The sequence below is a fragment of the Rhodopseudomonas sp. G2_2311 genome (genome assembly GCF_047501505.1).
Taxonomy (GTDB): Bacteria; Pseudomonadota; Alphaproteobacteria; order Rhizobiales; family Xanthobacteraceae; genus Rhodopseudomonas; species Rhodopseudomonas palustris_H.
In genome coordinates, this window is the sequence record NZ_JAZDRK010000019.1 from 84,140 (window position 1) to 103,422 (window position 19,283).

Consider the following 19,283-nt stretch of genomic DNA (forward strand, 5'->3'; position numbering starts at 1 on the left):
GCTGGCACAACCAGCACTGGAGGCCGCGCTCCTACACAGGATGAGCCGGCAGATGTACCGCCGGTGTCAGTTCCGGTGGACCGCGATGAGCAGCACGACGATCGAATCTTCCGCAGCCGGCCCCGCCAAGCGCAAGCCGGTGCAGCGCTATCCGTTGCAGAGCCGCTTGACCATCCTGTCGGCCGGCTTCCGCCCGTTCTTCCTGCTCGGCGCGATCTTCGCTGCGGTCGCGGTACTGCTATGGCTGCCGGTGTATCACGGCGAGCTGACGCTGCAGACCGCGTTCGCGCCGCGCGACTGGCACGTCCACGAGATGCTGTACGGTTATCTGCCGGCGGTGATCACCGGATTCCTGCTCACCGCGATTCCGAATTGGACCGGACGCCTGCCGCTGCAGGGTGTGCCGCTGGCGACGCTGGCGGTGGTGTGGCTCGCTGGACGGCTGGCGGTGACGTTCTCTGCCGACACCGGCTGGCTCGCAGCGCTGCTGATCGATGCCTGCTTCCTGCTGCTGGTGGCGCTTGCGGCGCTGCGCGAGATCATCGCCGGGCGGAACTGGCGCAACCTCAACGTCGTCGCGCTGTTGACGCTGCTGCTAGTCGGCAACGTCGCATTTCATCTCGAAGCGCATTTCGGCGGCACGGCCGACTACAGCATCCGGATCGGCATCGCGGTGGTGATCATGCTGATCTCGCTGATCGGCGGCCGTATCACGCCGAGCTTCACCCGCAACTGGCTGGTGCGCGCAAATCCCGGCCGGCTGCCGCAGCCGTTCAACAAGCTCGACATGGTGATCGTCGCGTTCAGCGGCCTGACGCTGGTGCTGTGGATTGCGATGCCGTTCAGCCCGATCAGCGGCTCGGCGTTGTTGATCGCCGGCATGCTGCATCTGGTCCGGCTGGCGCGCTGGGCTGGCGACCGCACCGTCAAGGAGAAGCTGCTGCTGGTGCTGCACGTCGGTTATCTGTTCATCCCGCTCGGCTTCCTTTTGACCTCAGCGGCTGCGTTCGGGCTGATCCCGGTCAGCGCAGGCATCCACGCCTGGATGGTGGGCGGCGCCGGCGTGATGACGCTGGCGGTGATGACCCGCGCATCGCTCGGCCACACCGGCCAGCAACTCACCGCCTCGCTGCCGACGCAGGGGATCTATCTGGCGGCGCTGTTGGCCGTCACCGCGCGGATCGCGGCGGCGCTGCTGCCGGCCTGGAGCGATCCGCTGCTGCATCTGGCCGCGCTCGGCTGGGCCACCGCCTTCCTAGGCTTCGCGCTGAGCTATGGCCCGACGCTGCTCGCCCGCGGCAAGCCGCACTGATCCGCTCGACCCTTCGCCATCTCCAACCAGGACATAGTCATGACCGAAGCCGTCACCACGACCGAACGCGTGCTCGACGTCCGCGAGATCCCGCCTTATCAGCGCCACGAGATCATCCCGCGGCTGTTCGATCATTTAGCGCCCGGACAGGCGATGCAGATCGTGGTCGACCACGATCCGCGGCCGCTCCGCCAGTTCTTCGCGTCGGTCCACGGCGACGATTGCCAGTGGACTTATCTGGAGCAGGGACCGGAGGTGTGGCGCGTGCAGCTCCGACGCGCCGCGTAGCACTCAACGTGTGCCGAACCGGGCGATGTCCTCGTCCGAATAGCCGGCCTGCTGCAGCACCGTCTTGGTGTGCTCGCCGAGCCGCGCTACCCGCGGGTTCGGCGACGGATTGGCCGACGACATCCTGAACGGCAGGTTGAGCACCTTGAAGCTGCCGGCATCGTCGTAAACTTCGGCGAGCGCCTTGCGGTGTTCAGTTTGCGGATCGGCCATCGCCTCGGCAACGGTGCGATAGGCCGAGCAGGGCACGCCAAACTTGTCGAGCGTGGCGAGGCACTGCTTCGAGGTCAGCTTGCTCGACCAGCTCGTCTCAATGGTGTCCATCAGCTCGCCCCAGTTGAGGCGGCGGTCGGCGTATTTTTCGAACCGTGGATCGGTGATCAGGTCCGGGCGCTCGGCCGCCAGCATGAAGCTGCGGAACGATTTTTCGCTGGCGACGGCGATCATCACGTAGCCGTCGGAGGTTTCGACCGGTCCGAATTGCGGCCGCGCCGGCAGCGTCACCGGAAACTGCGACCACTGCATCTCGTTCAGCGTCAGCGTCAGCATCGCCTCCAGCATCGACACGTCGATGTGCTGGCCCTCGCCGGTGCGGACGCGCTGATACAGCGCCGAGGTAATCGCCCCATAGGCGTAGATCCCGCTGACGACGTCGGCGAGATAAATGCCGCAATAATCCGGGCGATCGCGGCCCGGCTGATAGGCGAGATGCGCGAGATCGAAGCCGGATGCGGCATGGATCGCCGGCGCGTAGGCGGGCAGTTCCGCGGATGGCCCGGTCTGGCCGTAGCCGGAGATCGAGCAGTAGATCAGCTCGGGATTGAAGCCGCGCAGCGACGCGTAGTCCATCTGTAGCCGCTGCATCACGCCGGGGCGAAAGTTCTCGACCAGGATGTCGGCGCCGGCGACCAGCCGCTGCACCGCTTCGAGGCCGTCGGGCGATTTCAGGTCGAGCACGATGCTCTTCTTGCCGACGTTGAGCTGGCCGAATGCGGTGCTGCAGGCCTCGCGCACCGGCGGCCGGTTCCGCATGGTGTCGCCGTCGGCGGCTTCGATCTTGATCACCTCGGCGCCCATGTCGGACAGCATCCGGGTGCAGTGCGGGCCGGCGATGGTGGTGGAGAAATCGAGCACGCGGAGCCCCTCGAGGGCCTTGGCGTTGGCGGAGGTGGCCAGCGGTTTCTGCGTCCGCGTTTCGACGGTCATTCGGTCTCCCCTGATCCTTCCCGTTCTAGGCGCGACGCGTACAGTGCCAGCGCCCGCGGGAAGTTGCTTGCTCAATGAACAGCAAGGCTAGCGGGTCGATCGAACAGGATCAACGGGGCGAAATGGAACGGACGCTATGGGTCCGACAGCCAGCCCATGCTGAGCGCGAACCGCACCACCTCGACGCGGTTGTGGAAGCCGAGCTTGGCCATGCCGCGCGCCTTGTAGGTCTCGACGCTCTTGGCGCCGATCTGCAGCTTGGCGGCGATGGTCTTGTTGCTATGGCCGATCGCGGCGAGCCGCAGCACCTCGATCTCGCGGGTCGACAGTTCCGACACCGCGTTGTGCTCGTCGCCATTGTGCAGATGCGGCGTGGTACGCCCGATCGCACGGCCGGCGATCGCCGGATCAAGATAGATGCCGCCGCTGCCGACCGCATGGATGCCGCGGATCAGTTCGTCGGTGGCGGAGCGCTTCAGCACGTAGCCGGCGACGCCGAGATCGAGCAGCTGGCGCAAATAGGCGCCGTCTTCATGCACGGTCAGCACCAGCACGCGGCAGTCCGGACACGTGGCGAGGAACTTGCGCGCCACCTCGATGCCGTTGAGGCCGGGCATCGACAGATCGAGCACGGCGACGTCCGGCTTTAATTCCGTGGCGCGGCGGAGCGCGTTCGGGCCGTCGCTGGCCTCGCCGACCACTTCGAGCCCGGGATCGCCTGCGACCAGCGCCTTCATGCCGCTGAGCACCACCGGGTGATCGTCGGCGATAAACACGCGCAGTCGAGAAGGGGATTGCTGGTCCATCGCGGTTGCTTTCATCTGGTCACAGCGGAATGCGCGCGTACAGCGCAGTGCCCTTGCCGGGCGCGGATTCGATTTCGAGCGAGCCGCCGACCAGCGTCAGCCGCTCACGGATGCCGAGCAGGCCCAGCCGTCCGGACGGCTGCTTGTGGCCGGCGGTGACGAAGCCGCAGCCGTCGTCCTCGACGATCATCGTCACCTGGTCGTCGCCGAGCTGCAGGATGACGCTGACGTGGCGGGCCGAGGCATGGCGCACGACGTTGGTGAGCGCCTCCTGCAGCACGCGGTACAGCGTGGTCTCGACTGGCGACGGCAGCCGGCGCGAGCCGAGCGTCATGTGCAGGTCGAACTCGATGCTCGACTTCTCGCTCCAGGAGTCGAGCAGGTTCTGGATCGCGGTCTGGATGCCGAGGTCGTCGAGCGCGGTGGGGCGGATTTCCCACGCGAGCCGATTGGCCTGGCGGCCGACATCGGCGGTCAGGCTCTTCATCTCGGCGATGCGCTGCTGCAATTCGGGATTGTCGCCGGCGGCCTGGCCGAGTTTGTCGAAGCCGAGCTGTAACAGCGTCAGCGACTGCCCCAGCGTGTCGTGCAGTTCGCGGGCGATCCGCAGCCGTTCGGCTTCCTGATCTTCGACTGTCCTGCGCAGCACCTTGGATAGGTCCGCCTCGACCAGCACCCGCCGCCGCTTCTCTTCCTGCAGCGTCTTGGCGACGTCCTTGGAGCGGCTCAGGCCGAGCTCGACCTGGCGCATCAGCTGTTCCTGAAGCAGCTGCGCCGAGCGCCGCTCGCGGGCGATGCCGTCGATCCGGCGCAGCACGACGTCGAGCAGCGACTCGCGCAGCCGGTGCGCCGCATCGATTTCGGCGTCGAGCCACGGCTCGCCGTGCAGCCGCACCGACTCTTGCCAACTCGACACACAGCCTTTGGGAGTTCGGCTGCCATCGGCACCGACGCCGACCGGCTTGTTGGGCATGCCGGCCCAGGTGACGACGCGAACCACTTCGGGGCGGAACCACAGCACGTAGTTGTGCGGCGTATTGGACAGCGACAGCGCCAAAAGCCCGCTGGCGCAGCCAGCGAACGCCTTGGCGGGCGGATAGGCCAGCGCCAGGCAGTCGGTGTGATACACGCCGTCGTGCGCAACGCCGTGCAGCCATCCCATCATCGCGGCGACCTGCGCAGGACCCGGTGTCGCGCCGATCCCGGTGAACTGGCCGTCGATCCACAGGCCGACGCCGGCAGCCGGAATGAAGTCGAGCAGGTTCGGATAGAACCGGATCAGCCCTTCGGCGAGATCCGACTCCTGACTCATCCGCGTGACCAGCTCTTCGTGGATGCGCGTGCTACGCAGCCGCGCGGCGAGCTGATCGGCGGCGAGCCGCGCCTCGAGCTGCAACGACGCCATTTCGGCGAATAGCGCACAGGCTTCTCGCATCCGGTAGGGCAGAAATCGTGGGGTGCCGTGATGGCAGACGATCAAGCCCCATACTTCGCCTTCGACCACCAGCGACAGCGACAGCGACGCGGCGACGCCGAGCTGGGCCAGATACAGCCGGTGCTCGGGGGAGCAACTGCGGATCGCGCTGAACGAGAGATCAAGTGCGGTGCCGCTGCGCGGACTGTGCGCCGGCACCAGCGGTGCGGCGGGCGCGTGAACGTCGGGTTGTACCCGAATCCGGCTGGCAGGCCCCGGCCGATGTGGAATGTCCGGTTGCGGATCGCGCAGGCCGAGGAACGGACTCGCATCGGGATCGCGCGCTTCGGCGATCACGTCGGCGCTGCCTTCCGGCGCGAAGCGGTACACCATCACCCGGTCGAAGCCGGTCACGTTGCGGAGCTCAGCGGCCATCGCGTCGAAGAAGGCCTGCAGGTTCGGCGCCGGCCGGACCCGCCGGATCATCGACTGCACCAAGCCGAGCGAATTCTCCGGCGCGGGTTCGCGCCGCGGATCGAGCTCCACGACCAGCAGCCCCGAGGCGTGGTGGACGATGACGTCGATCGGCGTGGCGTCCGGCGCACTCAGCGTAAAGACGTGCTGCGGCCGTTCGATCGCTCGCTCTGCAGCGGCAAGCGTCTGCAGCCGTGCGATCTGGTCGGACGAGAACACACTCGAAGCGGCAGTCCCCGGCAACAGATCCGCGGCCGCGCCGAGCAGCGATGCGGTCGCGCCGGCGGCGTGGATGATGGTCAAATCCGCCGGAGCCAGCGCCAGCAGTGCGGCGTGGGGCTGAATCGCACCGGGCAGGACCTCTGTACGCGTCCCACCGGCGAGGGTGATCGGGTCGAAGTCCGAGACCCTGAACCCGGCAGAATTGTCAAGGCCAGAGTACATCACAATCTACTCAATTTTCCGTGTCCGGGACTCGTCGGACCGGTTTGAGGATGTCCGGTATGACACGGACAGTCGTCAGTGTCATGTTAAATTGACAAAGATGTGTGTCAGGATAGTCTTACAATCACTCGGATGTGATCAGGGCGTGAGTCCTCGTCATCCGAGGGCTGGAAGCATCCACACCGGTCCGCTCCAACGCGAGGCGACTCGTTGTTGTCCGGCGGGCGGGTGCAGGAGCGAACAGGGAATGCTGAGACCAAGCGAACAAATGTTCGGCGTAGCAGCAATCAACCTACGTGCAGGTTCAGCACGACACTGATCGTAAGTCTCTCAGGAGGATTTACTATGGCAGACGATCCCAACAAGGTCTGGCCGACCGGTCTGACGATCGCGGAATCGGAAGAGCTCCACAAGCATGTGATCGACGGCACGCGCATCTTCGGCGCGATCGCCATCGTCGCTCACTTCCTGGCGTATGTTTACTCGCCCTGGCTGCACTAAGGAGTACGTAAGATGAATCAAGGTCGTATTTGGACTGTTGTGAAGCCGACCGTTGGTCTTCCGCTCCTGCTCGGCAGCGTGACCGTGATCGCGATCCTGGTGCACTTTGCTGTTCTCAGCAACACCACCTGGTTCTCGAAGTACTGGAACGGCAAGGCCGCGGCGATCGAGAGCTCGGTCTCCATCGGCTAATTCAGCTTCTTTTGAAGCTGTTATGGCTGGACCGGGATCCAAGGGTCCCGGTCGCTTGCTTTGTAGCCCGAGTGGGGTGCGGACATTTGATCTGCCGCAGTTCATCTTTGGTCGCAAAGTGGTGCTGTTCGATCGGACACCGGCGGATCTGACCGCCGGGCTCACGCAAGCTGGAATCGCTGCACGATGAACACAGTCAGCCAAAAGATGATGAAAGTCTGGTCCTCGCTTGGGCCGCGCTTTCTGCCTTTCGCGGATGCGGCCACGCCGGATCTGCCTCTATCCCGGTTGCTGCGCCTGTCGCTGTTTCAGGTCGCAGTCGGCATGTCGCTGGTGCTGCTGGTCGGCACCCTGAACCGGGTGATGATTGTCGAACTCAACGTGCCGGCCTCGATCGTCGGCGTGATGGTTTCGCTGCCTTTGATCTTTGCGCCGTTCCGGGCGCTGATCGGCTTCAAATCCGACGTTCATAAATCTGCGCTGGGCTGGCGCCGCGTGCCGTTCCTGTACAAGGGCACGATGGTGCAGTTCGGCGGCCTCGCCATTCTGCCGTTCGCGCTGCTGGTCCTGTCCGGCGGCGGCGACTCGGCGCAGGCCCCCGTGTGGGTTGGACAGGTTGCAGCCGCCGCGGCATTTCTGCTGATCGGTGCCGGCGTGCACACCACCCAGACCGTCGGCCTCGCACTCGCGACCGACCTGTCGCCGCCTGAGTCGCGGCCGAAGGTGGTCGGCCTGATGTACACCATGCTGATGTTCGGCATGATCGCGAGCGCAATCATCTTCGGTGTGCTGCTCGCCGAGTTTTCGCCCGGGCGCCTCATTCAGGTGATCCAGGGCTCCGCCGTCGTCACCATCGTGCTCAACGGCATCGCGTCCTGGAAGATGGAAGCGCGCCGCCGCGACAACCCCAATCTGGTGACCGCGCATCCCGAGGCGCCGAGCGGCGGCTTCCGAGAGTCGTGGGACGCCTTCATTCAAGGTCCGAACGCGATGCGCCGGCTGATCGCCGTCGGCTTCGGTACCATGGCGTTCAGCATGGAAGACGTGCTGCTCGAACCATATGGCGGCCAGATCCTGCATCTGAGTGTCGGCGACACCACCAAGCTCACCGCAGCGCTGGCGGTCGGTGGTCTGTTCGGCTTCGGCTACGCCTCGCGCGTGTTGAGCCGCGGTGCTGATCCGTTCCGGATGGCCAGCTTCGGCGCCCTGGTCGGTATTCCGGCATTCCTCGCGGTGATCTTCTCTGCCGATCTGTCGTCGAGCACGGCCTCTGCGCTGGTGTTCGGCTTCGGTACGCTGATGATCGGCTTCGGGGCCGGTCTGTTCGGACACGGCACGCTGACCGCGACGATGAACGCTGCGCCGAAGGATCAGGTCGGTCTCGCACTGGGCGCCTGGGGCGCTGTGCAGGCTTCGGCCGCCGGTATTGCTATCGCGCTCGGTGGTATTCTTCGCGACGTGGTAACCGCTTATGCGCCGCACGGTTGGGGCGGCGCTGCAGCGGGTTATCACTTTGTCTATTACCTCGAACTAGTGTTGCTCATTGCCACGCTGGTGACGATGTTCCCTCTGACACGGCGGCGGGAGCCGATTCTGATGCAGGGCCAGTTGCGCGGGTCCTGAGAGTGAGACGGAGTAGCTATGACCCACATCATCACCCGCTTGTATGACTCGAGCAGCCGCCTGTCGGCACTCGAGAGCGATTTGAAGAGCAATTCCTTCAAATACGCCGTGGTCACGGCCGGCCGTTCGTCCACCGAAGAAACTGCTGCCGCACTTCTCAAGGCCGGCGTGTCGCGCGCGGAAGCCGCGACCTATGCCGACTATCTCAAGAAGGGTGGCGTCGTCGTCGCGGCGCAGGCCGAGTTCGGCTACGGCGCGAAACTGACCAAGATTCTCGACGGCTACGGGCCGAACCCGATCAGCCTGAAGTCGTCGTCCTCGTCGCGTGCCGCCGAACAGAGCGATGCCGCGCCGTTCTCGAATTTGATCCACGCGCCGGTGCTGCTCGAGACCTCCGGCCCGTACAAATCCTATTCCGGTGACTTGCTGCTGGTCGACAGCGACAAGACCTTCTCTGGTACGCCGCTGGTTATCAGCAGCGATGGCCCGTATCAGTCGTTCTCCGGAACACCGTTGTTGCTCGACAGCAGCGGCCCATACAAGTCCTTCTCAGGGACTCCTCTGTTGCTGGACACCAGCGGTCCGTACAAGTCGTACTCGGGCGAGCCGCTGTTGATCAACAACTCCACACCCTTCTCCTCCTGGCTGGGCCTGCCAGTGCTACTCTAAGTAAAGGAATCGACCATGAGCGAAGAATACAAAGGACACTCTGGACATCCGCTGATCCTCAAGCAGGAAGGCGAATACAAGAGCTATTCCGGTGAGCCGCTGATCCTGAAGCAGGAAGGCGAGTACAAGGGTTATTCCGGTACTCCGCTGATCCTCGAGCAGAAGGGCGAGTATCAGAGCTTCTCCGGCACCCCGCTGATCCTGAAGCAGGAAGGCGAATACCGGGGCTTCTCCGGCGCGCCGCTGATCCTGAAGCAGGAAGGCGAGTACAAGTCGTTCTCCGGCTATCCGCTGCTGCTCAACATCTGAGCCAGCCGGCCCTACAGGTCCCATGACGCCGCGGGCAGCAATGCCCGCGGCGCCGTGCTTTTGGGTCGCAAGAAAATGCTGGGCAAACGCGCGCCCAGCGGTCAATCTGTTTCCAACGACACAAAAAAAGTCGAGGAAACATGACCCACTCTGCTTCCGCTGCGTCCAGCAGCGCCGCGGCGTCCGCTCCGTTCAGCGGCCCCGCTCCCCATCCAGATTGCGAACATGTCGACGTGCTGATCGTCGGCGCCGGAATTTCCGGCATTGGCGCCGCCTACCACCTGACGACGCAGTGTCCCGGTACCCGCTTCGCCGTGCTCGAAGCCCAGGACGGCTTCGGCGGTACCTGGCGAACCCACCGCTATCCCGGCATTCGCTCCGACAGCGACCTCTACACCTTCGGCTATCGCTTCAAGCCATGGACCGGAAAGCCGATCGCGACGGCTGCCGAAATCCGCGACTATCTCGGCGAGGTGATCGCCGAGCACGATCTCGATCGCCACATCCGCTACCGCCACCGCATCGTTTCGGCGAACTGGTCGAACGAGGATGCGTGCTGGACGATCGAGGCGTTGCGCGGCGAGGGTGGCGAGACCGTGCGCTTCACCGCCAACTTCCTTTGGATGTGCCAGGGCTACTACCGCCACAGTGAAGGCTATACCCCCGAATGGCCGGGCATGGCCGAGTTCAAGGGGCGGATCGTCCACCCGCAGACGTGGCCGGATGATCTCGACGTTGCCGGCAAGCGGGTGATCGTGATCGGGTCGGGCGCGACGGCTGCGACTCTGGTGCCGTCGATCGCCCCCAAGGCTGAGCACGTGACCGTCCTGCAGCGCTCGCCGACCTATTTCATTCCCGGCCGCAACAAGATCGAGATCGCCGACACGCTGCGCGAGCTCGGAATCTCCGAAGATTGGATTCACGAGATCGTCCGCCGCAAGATCCTGTTCGATCAGGCAACCTTCACCCGCCGCTCGATGAGCGAGCCCGAGGTGGTGAAGCAGGAATTGCTCGCCGGCGTACGCGCCCATCTTGGCCCGAATGCCAATCTCGATCCGCACTTCACGCCGAGCTATCGGCCGTGGCGGCAGCGCATCGCCTTCGTTCCCGATGGCGATCTGTTCAAGGCGATTGCATCCGGCAAGGCCTCGGTGGTCACCGACGAGATCGACTGCTTCACCGAGCAAGGTATCCGGCTGAAGTCCGGCGAGACGCTCGAGGCCGACATCGTCGTCACCGCGACCGGCTTCAATCTCAACGTGCTCGGCGACATCGCATTCTCGATCGACGGCAAGCCGCTCGATTTCGCCGAGACCGTGACCTATCGCGGCATGATGTTCACTGGCGTACCGAATATGGCGTGGGTGTTCGGCTATTTCCGCGCCAGCTGGACGCTGCGGGCCGATCTGGTCGCCGACTTCGTCTGCCGTCTGCTCAGCCACATGAAGCAGAACGGCCATCGCAGCGTGGTGCCGGCGCTGCGGCCGGAAGACCGGGACATGGCGCTATTGCCGTGGATCGATCCGGAGAACTTCAATCCCGGTTACCTGATGCGCGGGATGCACTTACTGCCCAAGCGCGGCGATAAGCCGGAATGGCAGCACAGCCAGGATTACTGGACCGAGAAGGACCAGTTCCCCGCGATCGATCTCGACGATCCGGCGTTCGTTTACGGTAGCTGATCTGTCGCAGAGGTCGCCTGCCGGTTCCGTGTAAGTGCCGGCAGGTCTCCGTCTTTAACTTTCGATTAACTCAGTTCGGTGAAACGCGGCGTCCCTTATCACTTCGTAGTTCTCCGATTCACACAGCCGTGAGGCGGCGAAAGCGCAACGAGTTCATGCGGTTCCGTACCGTGTGACATTGCGCCGCCGCCGCACGATGTTGTGCCGCACAATTCCGCGATTAATTTCCATTCATCAAGCGTGTCCACGATCGCGTTGCTGCGATCGGCAGCCGACGGTCGGCTGCGCATAACGAGGCGTCGGTGCCTCGTGGATGACACGAGACGGGTTGAAGAGGTTATTTTGATGCGGGGATGGACCAAGCTGGGTTGGACGGCCGTTGCGCTCGCCGTCTTGGCGCCGGCGCTTGCCGGGTGCAAGGAACCGTCCGCCGCCAACGCTTCGGCGGCGGAGAAGCCCGAAGTCAGCATCGTCACCGTGAAGCCGCAGCCGCGCTCGATTGTGCGCGAACTGCCGGGCCGGATCGCGCCGATTCGTGTTGCCGACGTGCGGCCGCGCGTCTCCGGCATCATTCTGCGCCGGACGTTCCAGCAGGGCAGCGAGGTCAACGCCGGCGATCCGTTGTATCAGATCGATCCGCGCCCGTTCGAGGTGGAGCTGCAGGCTGCCGAAGCTGCGCTTGCCAAGGCCACCGCGGCCCGCGATCAGGCCGACATGCACGCCAAGCGCGTCTCGATGCTGGCGAGCGAGCAGGCGGCGTCACGTGCCGCCAACGAAGTCGCCACCACCAATCTGCGCCAGGCAGCGGCTGAAGTCGCAGTACGCGAGGCGGAAGTCGCGCGCGCCAAGCTCAATCTGGAATACGCCACCATCCGCGCGCCGATCAGCGGCCGGATCGGTGCGGCGCTGGTCAGCGAAGGCGCTCTCGTGGTGCAAAACGACGCCACCAGCCTCGCGACCATTCAGCAGCTCGACCACGTCTATGCCGACTTCACCCAGCCGGTCTCCGAGATGGCGCGGCTGCGCCGCGCGTTCGACTCCGGCGAGCTCGATCAGATCGCCGCCGATGCGGTGCGCGCTCACCTCGTGCTCGACGACGGCACGCACTATCCGGTGCACGGCAAGCTGCTGTTCTCCGACGCCAAGGTCGACGCCTACACCGGTCAGGTGACGCTGCGTGCCGAGTTCGACAATCCGAAGCGCGAGCTGCTGCCGGGCATGTATGTCCGGGTGCGGATCGAGCAGGGCATCGACGCCGACGCCCTCGCGGTGCCGGAGCAGGCGGTCCAGCGCAACAGCGGCGGCGGCAGCGAAGTGTTCGTCGTCAAGGACGACAACCGCGTCGCCGTGCAGGCGGTGCGGGTCGGCGCCCAGCAGGACGGCCATTATCTGGTGCTCGACGGCTTGAAGCCGGGCGAGCGGGTGGTGGTCGAAGGCTTCCAGAAATTCGCTGCGGGTGACACCGTGGTGCCGGTGAGCGTCAGTGATCGCCGGTCGGCGGCTGCCGCGCCGACCACCACGGGTTCGTCGAACGCGGTGCGATAGGCGCCGCCCGATGCCCGCATTTTTTATCGACAGGCCGATCTTCGCCTGGGTGATCGCGCTGTTCATCTGCTTGATCGGCGCGATCTCGATTCCGTTTCTCCCGGTCGCGCAATATCCGATCATCGCGCCGCCTTCGATCTCGGTGTCGACGCAATATCCCGGCGCCTCGCCGGAGAACCTTTATAACAGCGTCACCCGGCTGATCGAAGAAGAGCTGAACGGCGCCAACGGCATTCTGAACTTCGAGTCGACCTCCGACTCGCTCGGCCAGGTCGAAATCATCGCCAACTTCGAGCCGGGCACCGACACCGAAATGGCGTCGGTGAACGTGCAGAATCGCATTAAGCGGATCGAGGCGCGTCTGCCGCGCGCGGTGCTGCAGCAGGGCATCCTGGTCGAGGAAGCTTCCAGCGCGGTGCTGCAGATCATTACGCTGACCTCGACCGACGGCTCGCTCGACGAAGTCGGCCTCGGCGACTTCATGATCCGCAACGTGCTCGGCGAAATCCGACGTATCCCCGGCGTCGGCCGCGCGACGCTGTATTCGACCGAGCGTGCGCTGCGCATCTGGATCGATCCGGCCAAGCTGATCGGCTACAACCTCACCGCCGACGACGTCACCAAGGCGATCGAGGCGCAGAATGCCCAGGTCGCCTCCGGCAGCATCGGCGCCGAGCCGACCCCGAAAGGCCAGAAGATCTCCGCCTTGGTGCTGGTGAAGGGGCAGCTGTCCTCGGCCGACGAGTTTGGCGCCGTGGTGCTGCGCGCCAACTCCGACGGCTCGACGGTGCGGCTGCGCGACGTGGCGCGGATCGAGATCGGCGGTTTCAGCTACCAGTTCAACACCCGCCTCAACGGCAAGCCGACCGCAGGTCTGTCGGTGCTGATGTCGCCGACCGGCAATGCGCTCGCCACCGCCAGCGCGGTGGAAGCCAAGATGAAGGAGCTGTCGCGCTTCTTCCCGGCCAACATCAAATACGAGATCCCCTACAACATCACCCCGGTGGTCGAGGCCTCGATCACCAAGGTGCTGCACACGCTGGTCGAAGCGGTGGTGCTGGTGTTCGTGGTGATGTTCCTGTTCCTGCAGAACATCCGCTACACCATCATCCCAACCATCGTGGTGCCGGTGGCGCTGCTCGGCACCTGCGCGTCGCTGCTGCTGTTCGGCTATTCGATCAACATGCTGTCGATGTTCGGCATGGTGCTGGCGATCGGCATTCTGGTCGACGACGCGATCGTGGTGGTTGAAAACGTCGAACGCATCATGTCCGAGGAAGGGCTTCCGCCGAAGGAGGCGACCCGCAAGGCGATGTCGCAGATCACCTCGGCGATCATCGGCATCACGCTGGTGCTGATCGCGGTGTTCCTGCCGATGGCGTTCTTCCCCGGCTCGGTCGGCATCATCTATCGGCAGTTCTCGGTGACGATGGTGTCGGCGATCGCGTTTTCGGCGCTGATGGCGCTGTCGCTGACGCCGGCGCTGTGCGCCACGCTGCTGAAGCCGGTCAACAAGGGCCACGCCCACGCCGAGCGCGGCGTGTTCGGCTGGTTCAACCGCACGCTCGACAACATCCGCGAGCGCTATTCCAGCATCGTGCGCTGGAATCTCGGCCGCACCGGCCGGCTGATGGTGATTTACGCAGTGCTGGTCGCCGTGCTCGGCTGGGGCATGGCGCGAATGCCCGGCGGCTTCCTGCCGATCGACGACCAGGGCTTCGTCACCGTCGACGTGCAGACGCCGTCGGATTCCTCCTACAACCGCACCTACGACGTCGTGAAGCAGGTCGAGGATTATCTGCTCAAGCGCGACGGCGTCCAGAACGTTACCTTCCTCACCGGCTTCAGCTTCCTCGGTCAGGGCATGAACGCCGCGCAGGCGTTCGTCACGCTGAAGGATTGGGGCGAGCGCGACGAGAACTCCTCCGCCGCAGCGATCGTCGACGATGCCAACCGCAAGCTCGGTGGCATTCGCGACGCCCGAATCTCGGCTCTGCAGCCGCCCCCGGTCGACAACCTCGGCAACTCGTCGGGCTTCAGCTTCCGATTGCAGGACCGCGGCCAGAAGGGCTACGAGGCGCTGGTCAAGGCCAGCGAGCAGCTGATTGCCGCCGCCAACGCCAGCCCAGTGCTGCAGAAGGTCTATGTCGAAGGCTTGCCGCCGGCACCGGTGCTCAACTTGATGATCGACCGCGAGAAGGCCGGTGCATTCGGCGTCACCTTCGAGGACATCAACACCACGATCTCGACCAATCTCGGCTCGGCTTACATCAACGACTTCCCCAATCGCGGCCGCATGCAGCGCGTGATCGTGCAGGCCGACGCGGAAGGGCGGATGAACGCCGACGACATCCTGTCCTACACGGTGAAGAACAGCCGCGGCCAGCTCGTGCCGTTCTCGTCCTTCGCCACGGTGGAATGGGCCAAGGGCCCGACCCAGATCGTCGGCTTCAACTACTATCCGGCCATCCGCATCAGCGGCGAGGCGCGGCCGGGCTTCACCTCGGGTGACGCGATCGCCGAGATGGAGCGCCTCGCCGATCAGTTGCCGCGCGGCTTCGGCTACGATTGGACCGGCCAGTCGCTGCAGGAAAAGCTGTCGGGCTCGCAGGCACCGATCATCCTGGCGTTGTCGGCGCTGGTGGTGTTCCTCGTGCTGGCGGCTCTGTACGAAAGCTGGACGATTCCGCTGTCGGTGCTGCTGACGGTGCCGCTCGGCATCGCCGGTGCGGTGGTTGCGGCGACGACGCGGTCGCTGCCGAACGACGTGTACTTCACCGTCGGCCTGATCACGATCATCGGTCTCGCCGCCAAGGACGCGATTCTGATCGTCGAGTTCGCCAAGGACCTGCGCAAGGAAGGCAAGACGCTGCGAGAGGCAACGATGGAGGCGTGCCATCTGCGCTTCCGGCCGATCCTGATGACCGGTCTGGCGTTCTGTTCGGGCGTGTTGCCGATGGTGATCGCGAGTGGCGCCGGCGGCAAAAGCCAGCAGGCGCTCGGCACCGGCGTGATGGGCGGCATGATCGCGGTCGTGGTGCTGGCGCTGCTATTTGTTCCGGTGTTCTTCGTCGTCGTGCAGCGGCTATTCGCCCGCGATCGCTCCGACGATCCTGTCGGGGAAACCCTGACGCATCAGGTTCCGATGCACGCGCAACTGCCGCACGATCAGGCTTAAGCTCCGTATTCGCGAGCGTTATCAGCTCGCGATTCCCGCGGGCGGAAAGCCGGAACCAATCGAATTATCTCCAGTTGTTGGTCGACAGGTGAACAACTCGTCTCGTCGACAGACAACTGGAGGAATTCATGAACGGAGACCAACCGATTAGCTGGCTGATGTTCTTCACGCTCGCTGCAGGCGTGGTGATCGTCGGCCTCGCTTTCATCAATTTCATTCGCTCGCGCTCCAACCGCGCGATCGCCGCCGATACGCTGGAAGGCAGCACCTCCGCCCGCGGCGCGGCGCCCGATGGCGCTCTGCCCGAACTCGCCGGCATTGCGGTGTTCGCGTTCATCGCGATGGGCCTGCTGGCGTTCGGCGCCACCTACAAGGGTGGTGAGCGCGACACCGCGCAGGTCAGCGGCCCGGCGTCCGAGTCGGGTGCCACCGGCACCACCGGCATGGCGCAGCCGAAGGGCGTGCAGAACGATCCGAAGCGCTATCAGCCGCACAACCCGGGCACCGACACCCGCGTTGCCCCAACCGCGTCCGACACCGGCGTCGGCAACTCGCCGGGCTCGACCGGCACGGTGACCAAGTAATTTCCGGCAGCGTGAGCTGGGTTAACAAGAAGGCCTCGGTCGAAAGACCGGGGCCTTTGTTTTGCTAGAGCGCTTCATCGTTTGATTGAAAGCGGATTTGGCCCTTGAGGAGCCACATCGCCTGCGGCGCATGGTTGGAGACGGTGCTTCGCGCCTCCCACTATGAGGTTCTGCAAGCTGCGACCGCGAGGAACCTCCAGACACAAAAACGGGGGCCGCGGCCCCCGAGGTCGTGCCTGATGGATGATGGCGTTGCTTAGTGCGCGGCCTCGTAGGCTGCCTTCTGCTGCTCCATCAGGGCGATCTTTTCACTGATCTTGGCGCGCTGGGTGGAAAGGGTCGATGCGATCGACGGCATGCCGGCGGTGACCTTCAGCGCATCGTCGTATTTGGACAAATTGCGCTTTTCGCCGTCGATCAGGCCCGGCAGCACGCTGCCGTCGAGGCCGTCGAACAACGAGCGCACGCTCATGATGGTGCGGTGAACCACGCTCATGAACGAGCCGGAATCGTCGGCGGTTTCGCCGGCGTTGATCAGCAGCCCGGCCAGTTCTTCGGCGTTGCCGTGATGCAGCGCGATCATGTCGCGAAACAGCGGCGTCATGCCCTTGCCTTCGGCGTCTTCCAGCGCTTCCTCGTAGCCGTTGCGGGCGTCGATTTCGCTGGTGTGCAGCGTCTTCAGGTGGTCGATGATATCGGTGTCCACGTCAGCCTCCATGCTCGGTTCAGCGATGGCGGGCGACAAACGCCCGCGCACCTGCCGCGCGATAACCGGGATCAGGAAACTCGGTTCCGGACAGGAACCACGGCACGGAAAGTTGTTAGTTGCGGCGTTCGCCGTCTTGCGGCTCGAGCCCGTAGGGCTTCACCAGCGCCCAGACATGGGCCGGTATCATGTTCTTCATTTTGTGTTTGTAGTGCCGCCGCAGATGCAGCACGGTCTCGACCGCCTTCATCTCGACCCGGGCGCGCGCGAATTCTATCCCGCGCGGTCCGACCTTCGGCATCAGCCATCCCATGAACGGCCGTAGCCAGTTGGGCATGCCACGCACCGGCAGGCCGCCGGCGGCGAGCTCGGTGTTCTTGAGGAAGCCCTTCACCGGCGCCACGCGGTTGCCGGCGGTGGTCGGCTCGCTCAGTTTGACGTCGTCGCCGAGCAACCTCAGCAGTTCCTCGCCGCGCTCGTTGCGCACCAGGAGCCACTGTTCGCCGCGTCCGCCCATATAGCCTACGGTGATATCGGCGAGCGTATTGGTGTAGTCGACGCAGGTGCGGCAGGTGATCGGGAAAAAGTCCGGCGGCAGCTTCGAGATCGGCAGCAGCAGAAACGGCACCCGCTTCACCTTGCCGTCGTCGAACCGCATCTCGACGTGATAGTCGGCACAGAATTCCAGATAGGTGATGGTCTCGGGCTTGTCGGACAGCAGGTCGAGGAAGCCGTGAAACGCTTCGGTGGTGGTGTTGTCCGAGCAAGGCGTGCCGATCACGTACAGCTTTTCAAGGCCGAGCTGATCCTGCAGCCGGCGCAGCGCGTAGATCTGGCAGGGCACGCCGATCACCGCGAGCCGCTTATAGCCGGCGGCGATGGCCGGTTCGATCAGCGCCAGTGAAGGTGCGTAGCCCATCCGCATGCCGCGGCACTGCGCCATGCCTTCCGGCTTGGTTACCAGCACCGGCATCGGCTTCCATTTATCGGACGGGTCCGGCGCCATCGCGATCACCGCGTCGACCGCGCCGGTCTCAAGTAGCCGCTGCGCGATCGTGGTGGTGATGCCTGTCCACTGCGCGCCCTCGCGCGGCTGCTTCATCGCTGCCTGCAGCATCCGGCGATACGGGCCGAAGAACGCCTCGTCGCCCGAGGCGCTGTCGCGGTTGCGGCCGTGCACCCGCTGTTCCATCGCCGGATAGTCCGGCTTGATGAACTGGCAAGCTTGGCCGCACTGCTTTGGATCGCCCATCCGCGACACGCCGCAATCGGTGCACAGCTCGCGCTCCGCCGGCTGGTTCAGCGGCGGCGTCCACAGTGCAGACGAGGTGTTGCGGTCATGCATGGGCGCGTCTTGTAGGAACCGGCCAATGGCCTCGCCATTCGCCTTAAGTTGCTTTCCCGATCAATAGAGCCAAAGCCGGGCGACCGATAGATCTGCGTCAAACTCGCGGCCGATCGCCACCAGACCGATCCGGCGCAGCCTCCGGCGATCGAACGGCACGTCGGTGCGGTGCGGGATGAACTCGGCGAACGGAAATTGGATCACCTGCCAGTGCGGCCCCGCCAGGAGCGGATGGCGATAGGACTGCTGCGGCCGCGCCAGATCGGTGGTGCGAAGATGCAGGCCGTAGGCCTCGCCATTGCCGAGCAGCTCGGCGGCGATGCCGTTGAAACCGCCGGCATCGAACGCGCCGCCATCCGGCGACAGATCCATCGCGATCTGGATGAAGCCGCCATTGTTGTCGGTCGAGACCGCGCCGCGCATCCGCGCCGCCATCCGGCCCTCGATCTCGGCAAGCTGCAGCGTGCCTTGCGAAACGCCGCCCATCACGGTGTCGGTGATCACCTGCCAGCGCCGCTGTCCTGCCGCCGGCCACAGCTCGTGCTGCATCAGCGGATCACCATCGGGAACGTCACCGCAATTGCCCAGGCGAACAGCACCGCGTTGGCCAGCGCGCCGGGCAGCGGATGATTGGTCGCCTTGTAGGTCCAATTGCTGATCAGCCCGAAGGCCAGGAACAGCAGCAGGATCGCCGGCACGATGATGATCAGGAAGAACAGCTTCTGCAGATTGAGCGCCACCGCGACGGCGAGCGAGGCCAGGAAGCAGAATTTCGCCAGCGCATAGGCGCCGCGCTTGGCGCCCTGGCCATGCGCCATCCATTCGGCGGTGATGAAATACGGGATCGTGCCGCACGCCACCGCCGCGATCAGGTGGATGCGCTGTTCGATCGGCATGAACGAGAACAGATAGGTGTCGAGCGCGATGCCGAATCCCAGAATGTTGTAGGCGATCGCCGCCACGGCTGCGATCACCAGCGCCCCGATCGCGACCCGCGGGTGGGCG

Annotated in this window: 17 protein-coding genes and 1 pseudogene; 11 read left to right on the forward strand and 7 right to left on the reverse strand. The window is 64.7% G+C overall.

Annotated features, from left to right (window positions below; all coding sequences use genetic code 11):
• Nucleotides 1-85: 85 nt before the first annotated feature.
• Nucleotides 86-1,312 (forward strand): NnrS family protein, encoded by a 1,227-nt coding sequence (locus VRZ08_RS20540; RefSeq protein WP_414533718.1) that lies wholly within the window; start codon nt 86-88, stop codon nt 1,310-1,312.
• A 39-nt stretch (nt 1,313-1,351) separates the two neighbouring features.
• On the forward strand, nt 1,352-1,600 hold the full coding sequence (locus VRZ08_RS20545) for a DUF2249 domain-containing protein (RefSeq protein ID WP_414533719.1): 249 nt from the start codon (nt 1,352-1,354) through the stop codon (nt 1,598-1,600).
• A 3-nt stretch (nt 1,601-1,603) separates the two neighbouring features.
• Here the strand turns inward: VRZ08_RS20545 and VRZ08_RS20550 are convergent, their stop codons facing one another.
• The 3 genes from VRZ08_RS20550 to VRZ08_RS20560 all read right to left on the reverse strand — a co-directional run bounded on the left by VRZ08_RS20550 (nt 1,604) and on the right by VRZ08_RS20560 (nt 5,944).
• Nucleotides 1,604-2,806 carry a CaiB/BaiF CoA transferase family protein gene (locus tag VRZ08_RS20550; protein ID WP_414533720.1) on the reverse strand — a complete coding sequence of 401 codons (1,203 nt, stop codon included), beginning with the start codon at nt 2,804-2,806 and terminating at the stop codon, nt 1,604-1,606.
• Nucleotides 2,807-2,940: 134 nt separating this feature from the next.
• Nucleotides 2,941-3,612, reverse strand: coding sequence for a response regulator transcription factor (locus tag VRZ08_RS20555; RefSeq protein ID WP_414533721.1), 672 nt, complete (start codon nt 3,610-3,612; stop codon nt 2,941-2,943).
• Between the two features lie 19 nt (nt 3,613-3,631).
• On the reverse strand, nt 3,632-5,944 hold the full coding sequence (locus tag VRZ08_RS20560; protein ID WP_414533722.1) for a GAF domain-containing protein: 2,313 nt from the start codon (nt 5,942-5,944) through the stop codon (nt 3,632-3,634).
• A 345-nt stretch (nt 5,945-6,289) separates the two neighbouring features.
• Here VRZ08_RS20560 and pufB point away from each other — a divergent pair, with 345 nt between their 5' ends.
• The 9 genes from pufB (at nt 6,290) to VRZ08_RS20605 (ending at nt 16,227) form a co-directional block, all read left to right on the forward strand.
• Nucleotides 6,290-6,445: a light-harvesting antenna LH1, beta subunit gene (gene pufB / locus VRZ08_RS20565; protein ID WP_011157052.1), complete on the forward strand. Its 156-nt coding sequence runs from the start codon at nt 6,290-6,292 to the stop codon at nt 6,443-6,445.
• Nucleotides 6,446-6,457: 12 nt separating this feature from the next.
• Entirely contained in the window at nt 6,458-6,637 is a 180-nt protein-coding gene (locus VRZ08_RS20570) for a light-harvesting protein (RefSeq protein ID WP_011157053.1), read from the forward strand.
• Nucleotides 6,638-6,823: 186 nt separating this feature from the next.
• Nucleotides 6,824-8,260 (forward strand): PucC family protein, encoded by a 1,437-nt coding sequence (locus VRZ08_RS20575; protein ID WP_107343513.1) that lies wholly within the window; start codon nt 6,824-6,826, stop codon nt 8,258-8,260.
• An 18-nt stretch (nt 8,261-8,278) separates the two neighbouring features.
• On the forward strand, nt 8,279-8,929 hold the full coding sequence (locus VRZ08_RS20580; protein WP_164573230.1) for a hypothetical protein: 651 nt from the start codon (nt 8,279-8,281) through the stop codon (nt 8,927-8,929).
• A 15-nt stretch (nt 8,930-8,944) separates the two neighbouring features.
• On the forward strand, nt 8,945-9,238 hold the full coding sequence (locus tag VRZ08_RS20585) for a hypothetical protein (RefSeq protein WP_107343515.1): 294 nt from the start codon (nt 8,945-8,947) through the stop codon (nt 9,236-9,238).
• Between the two features lie 140 nt (nt 9,239-9,378).
• Nucleotides 9,379-10,920 (forward strand): flavin-containing monooxygenase, encoded by a 1,542-nt coding sequence (locus VRZ08_RS20590; protein ID WP_414533723.1) that lies wholly within the window; start codon nt 9,379-9,381, stop codon nt 10,918-10,920.
• A gap of 345 nt (nt 10,921-11,265) precedes the next feature.
• On the forward strand, nt 11,266-12,465 hold the full coding sequence (locus VRZ08_RS20595; protein WP_414533724.1) for an efflux RND transporter periplasmic adaptor subunit: 1,200 nt from the start codon (nt 11,266-11,268) through the stop codon (nt 12,463-12,465).
• A 10-nt stretch (nt 12,466-12,475) separates the two neighbouring features.
• On the forward strand, nt 12,476-15,643 hold the full coding sequence (locus VRZ08_RS20600; protein ID WP_107354728.1) for a multidrug efflux RND transporter permease subunit: 3,168 nt from the start codon (nt 12,476-12,478) through the stop codon (nt 15,641-15,643).
• Nucleotides 15,644-15,771: 128 nt separating this feature from the next.
• Entirely contained in the window at nt 15,772-16,227 is a 456-nt protein-coding gene (locus tag VRZ08_RS20605) for a hypothetical protein (RefSeq protein WP_107343518.1), read from the forward strand.
• A 256-nt stretch (nt 16,228-16,483) separates the two neighbouring features.
• On the opposite strand, the gene VRZ08_RS20610 is transcribed toward VRZ08_RS20605, so the two are convergent.
• From VRZ08_RS20610 to VRZ08_RS20625, 4 genes and pseudogenes are all read right to left on the reverse strand, one after another.
• Nucleotides 16,484-16,933 carry a ferritin-like domain-containing protein gene (locus tag VRZ08_RS20610; RefSeq protein WP_107357433.1) on the reverse strand — a complete coding sequence of 150 codons (450 nt, stop codon included), beginning with the start codon at nt 16,931-16,933 and terminating at the stop codon, nt 16,484-16,486.
• A gap of 115 nt (nt 16,934-17,048) precedes the next feature.
• Nucleotides 17,049-18,278 (reverse strand): Coenzyme F420 hydrogenase/dehydrogenase, beta subunit C-terminal domain, encoded by a 1,230-nt coding sequence (locus VRZ08_RS20615; RefSeq protein WP_414533725.1) that lies wholly within the window; start codon nt 18,276-18,278, stop codon nt 17,049-17,051.
• Between the two features lie 60 nt (nt 18,279-18,338).
• On the reverse strand, nt 18,339-18,827 hold the full coding sequence (locus VRZ08_RS20620; RefSeq protein WP_414533726.1) for a CIA30 family protein: 489 nt from the start codon (nt 18,825-18,827) through the stop codon (nt 18,339-18,341).
• A pseudogene (locus VRZ08_RS20625) lies at nt 18,827-19,283 on the reverse strand (alpha/beta hydrolase); the annotation flags it as partial. The gene VRZ08_RS20620 and the pseudogene VRZ08_RS20625, both read right to left, overlap by 1 nt.

What these genes read in the sequence shown, in the direction of transcription:
- VRZ08_RS20540 (WP_414533718.1), top strand. Translation starts at nt 86, where the DNA reads ATGAGCAGCACGACGATCGAATCTTCCGCAGCCGGCCCCGCCAAGCGC.
- VRZ08_RS20545 (WP_414533719.1), top strand. Translation starts at nt 1,352, where the DNA reads ATGACCGAAGCCGTCACCACGACCGAACGCGTGCTCGACGTCCGCGAG.
- VRZ08_RS20550 (WP_414533720.1), bottom strand. Translation starts at nt 2,806, where the DNA reads ATGACCGTCGAAACGCGGACGCAGAAACCGCTGGCCACCTCCGCCAAC.
- VRZ08_RS20555 (WP_414533721.1), bottom strand. Translation starts at nt 3,612, where the DNA reads ATGGACCAGCAATCCCCTTCTCGACTGCGCGTGTTTATCGCCGACGAT.
- VRZ08_RS20560 (WP_414533722.1), bottom strand. Translation starts at nt 5,944, where the DNA reads ATGTACTCTGGCCTTGACAATTCTGCCGGGTTCAGGGTCTCGGACTTC.
- pufB (WP_011157052.1), top strand. Translation starts at nt 6,290, where the DNA reads ATGGCAGACGATCCCAACAAGGTCTGGCCGACCGGTCTGACGATCGCG.
- VRZ08_RS20570 (WP_011157053.1), top strand. Translation starts at nt 6,458, where the DNA reads ATGAATCAAGGTCGTATTTGGACTGTTGTGAAGCCGACCGTTGGTCTT.
- VRZ08_RS20575 (WP_107343513.1), top strand. Translation starts at nt 6,824, where the DNA reads ATGAACACAGTCAGCCAAAAGATGATGAAAGTCTGGTCCTCGCTTGGG.
- VRZ08_RS20580 (WP_164573230.1), top strand. Translation starts at nt 8,279, where the DNA reads ATGACCCACATCATCACCCGCTTGTATGACTCGAGCAGCCGCCTGTCG.
- VRZ08_RS20585 (WP_107343515.1), top strand. Translation starts at nt 8,945, where the DNA reads ATGAGCGAAGAATACAAAGGACACTCTGGACATCCGCTGATCCTCAAG.
- VRZ08_RS20590 (WP_414533723.1), top strand. Translation starts at nt 9,379, where the DNA reads ATGACCCACTCTGCTTCCGCTGCGTCCAGCAGCGCCGCGGCGTCCGCT.
- VRZ08_RS20595 (WP_414533724.1), top strand. Translation starts at nt 11,266, where the DNA reads ATGCGGGGATGGACCAAGCTGGGTTGGACGGCCGTTGCGCTCGCCGTC.
- VRZ08_RS20600 (WP_107354728.1), top strand. Translation starts at nt 12,476, where the DNA reads ATGCCCGCATTTTTTATCGACAGGCCGATCTTCGCCTGGGTGATCGCG.
- VRZ08_RS20605 (WP_107343518.1), top strand. Translation starts at nt 15,772, where the DNA reads ATGAACGGAGACCAACCGATTAGCTGGCTGATGTTCTTCACGCTCGCT.
- VRZ08_RS20615 (WP_414533725.1), bottom strand. Translation starts at nt 18,278, where the DNA reads ATGCATGACCGCAACACCTCGTCTGCACTGTGGACGCCGCCGCTGAAC.
- VRZ08_RS20620 (WP_414533726.1), bottom strand. Translation starts at nt 18,827, where the DNA reads ATGCAGCACGAGCTGTGGCCGGCGGCAGGACAGCGGCGCTGGCAGGTG.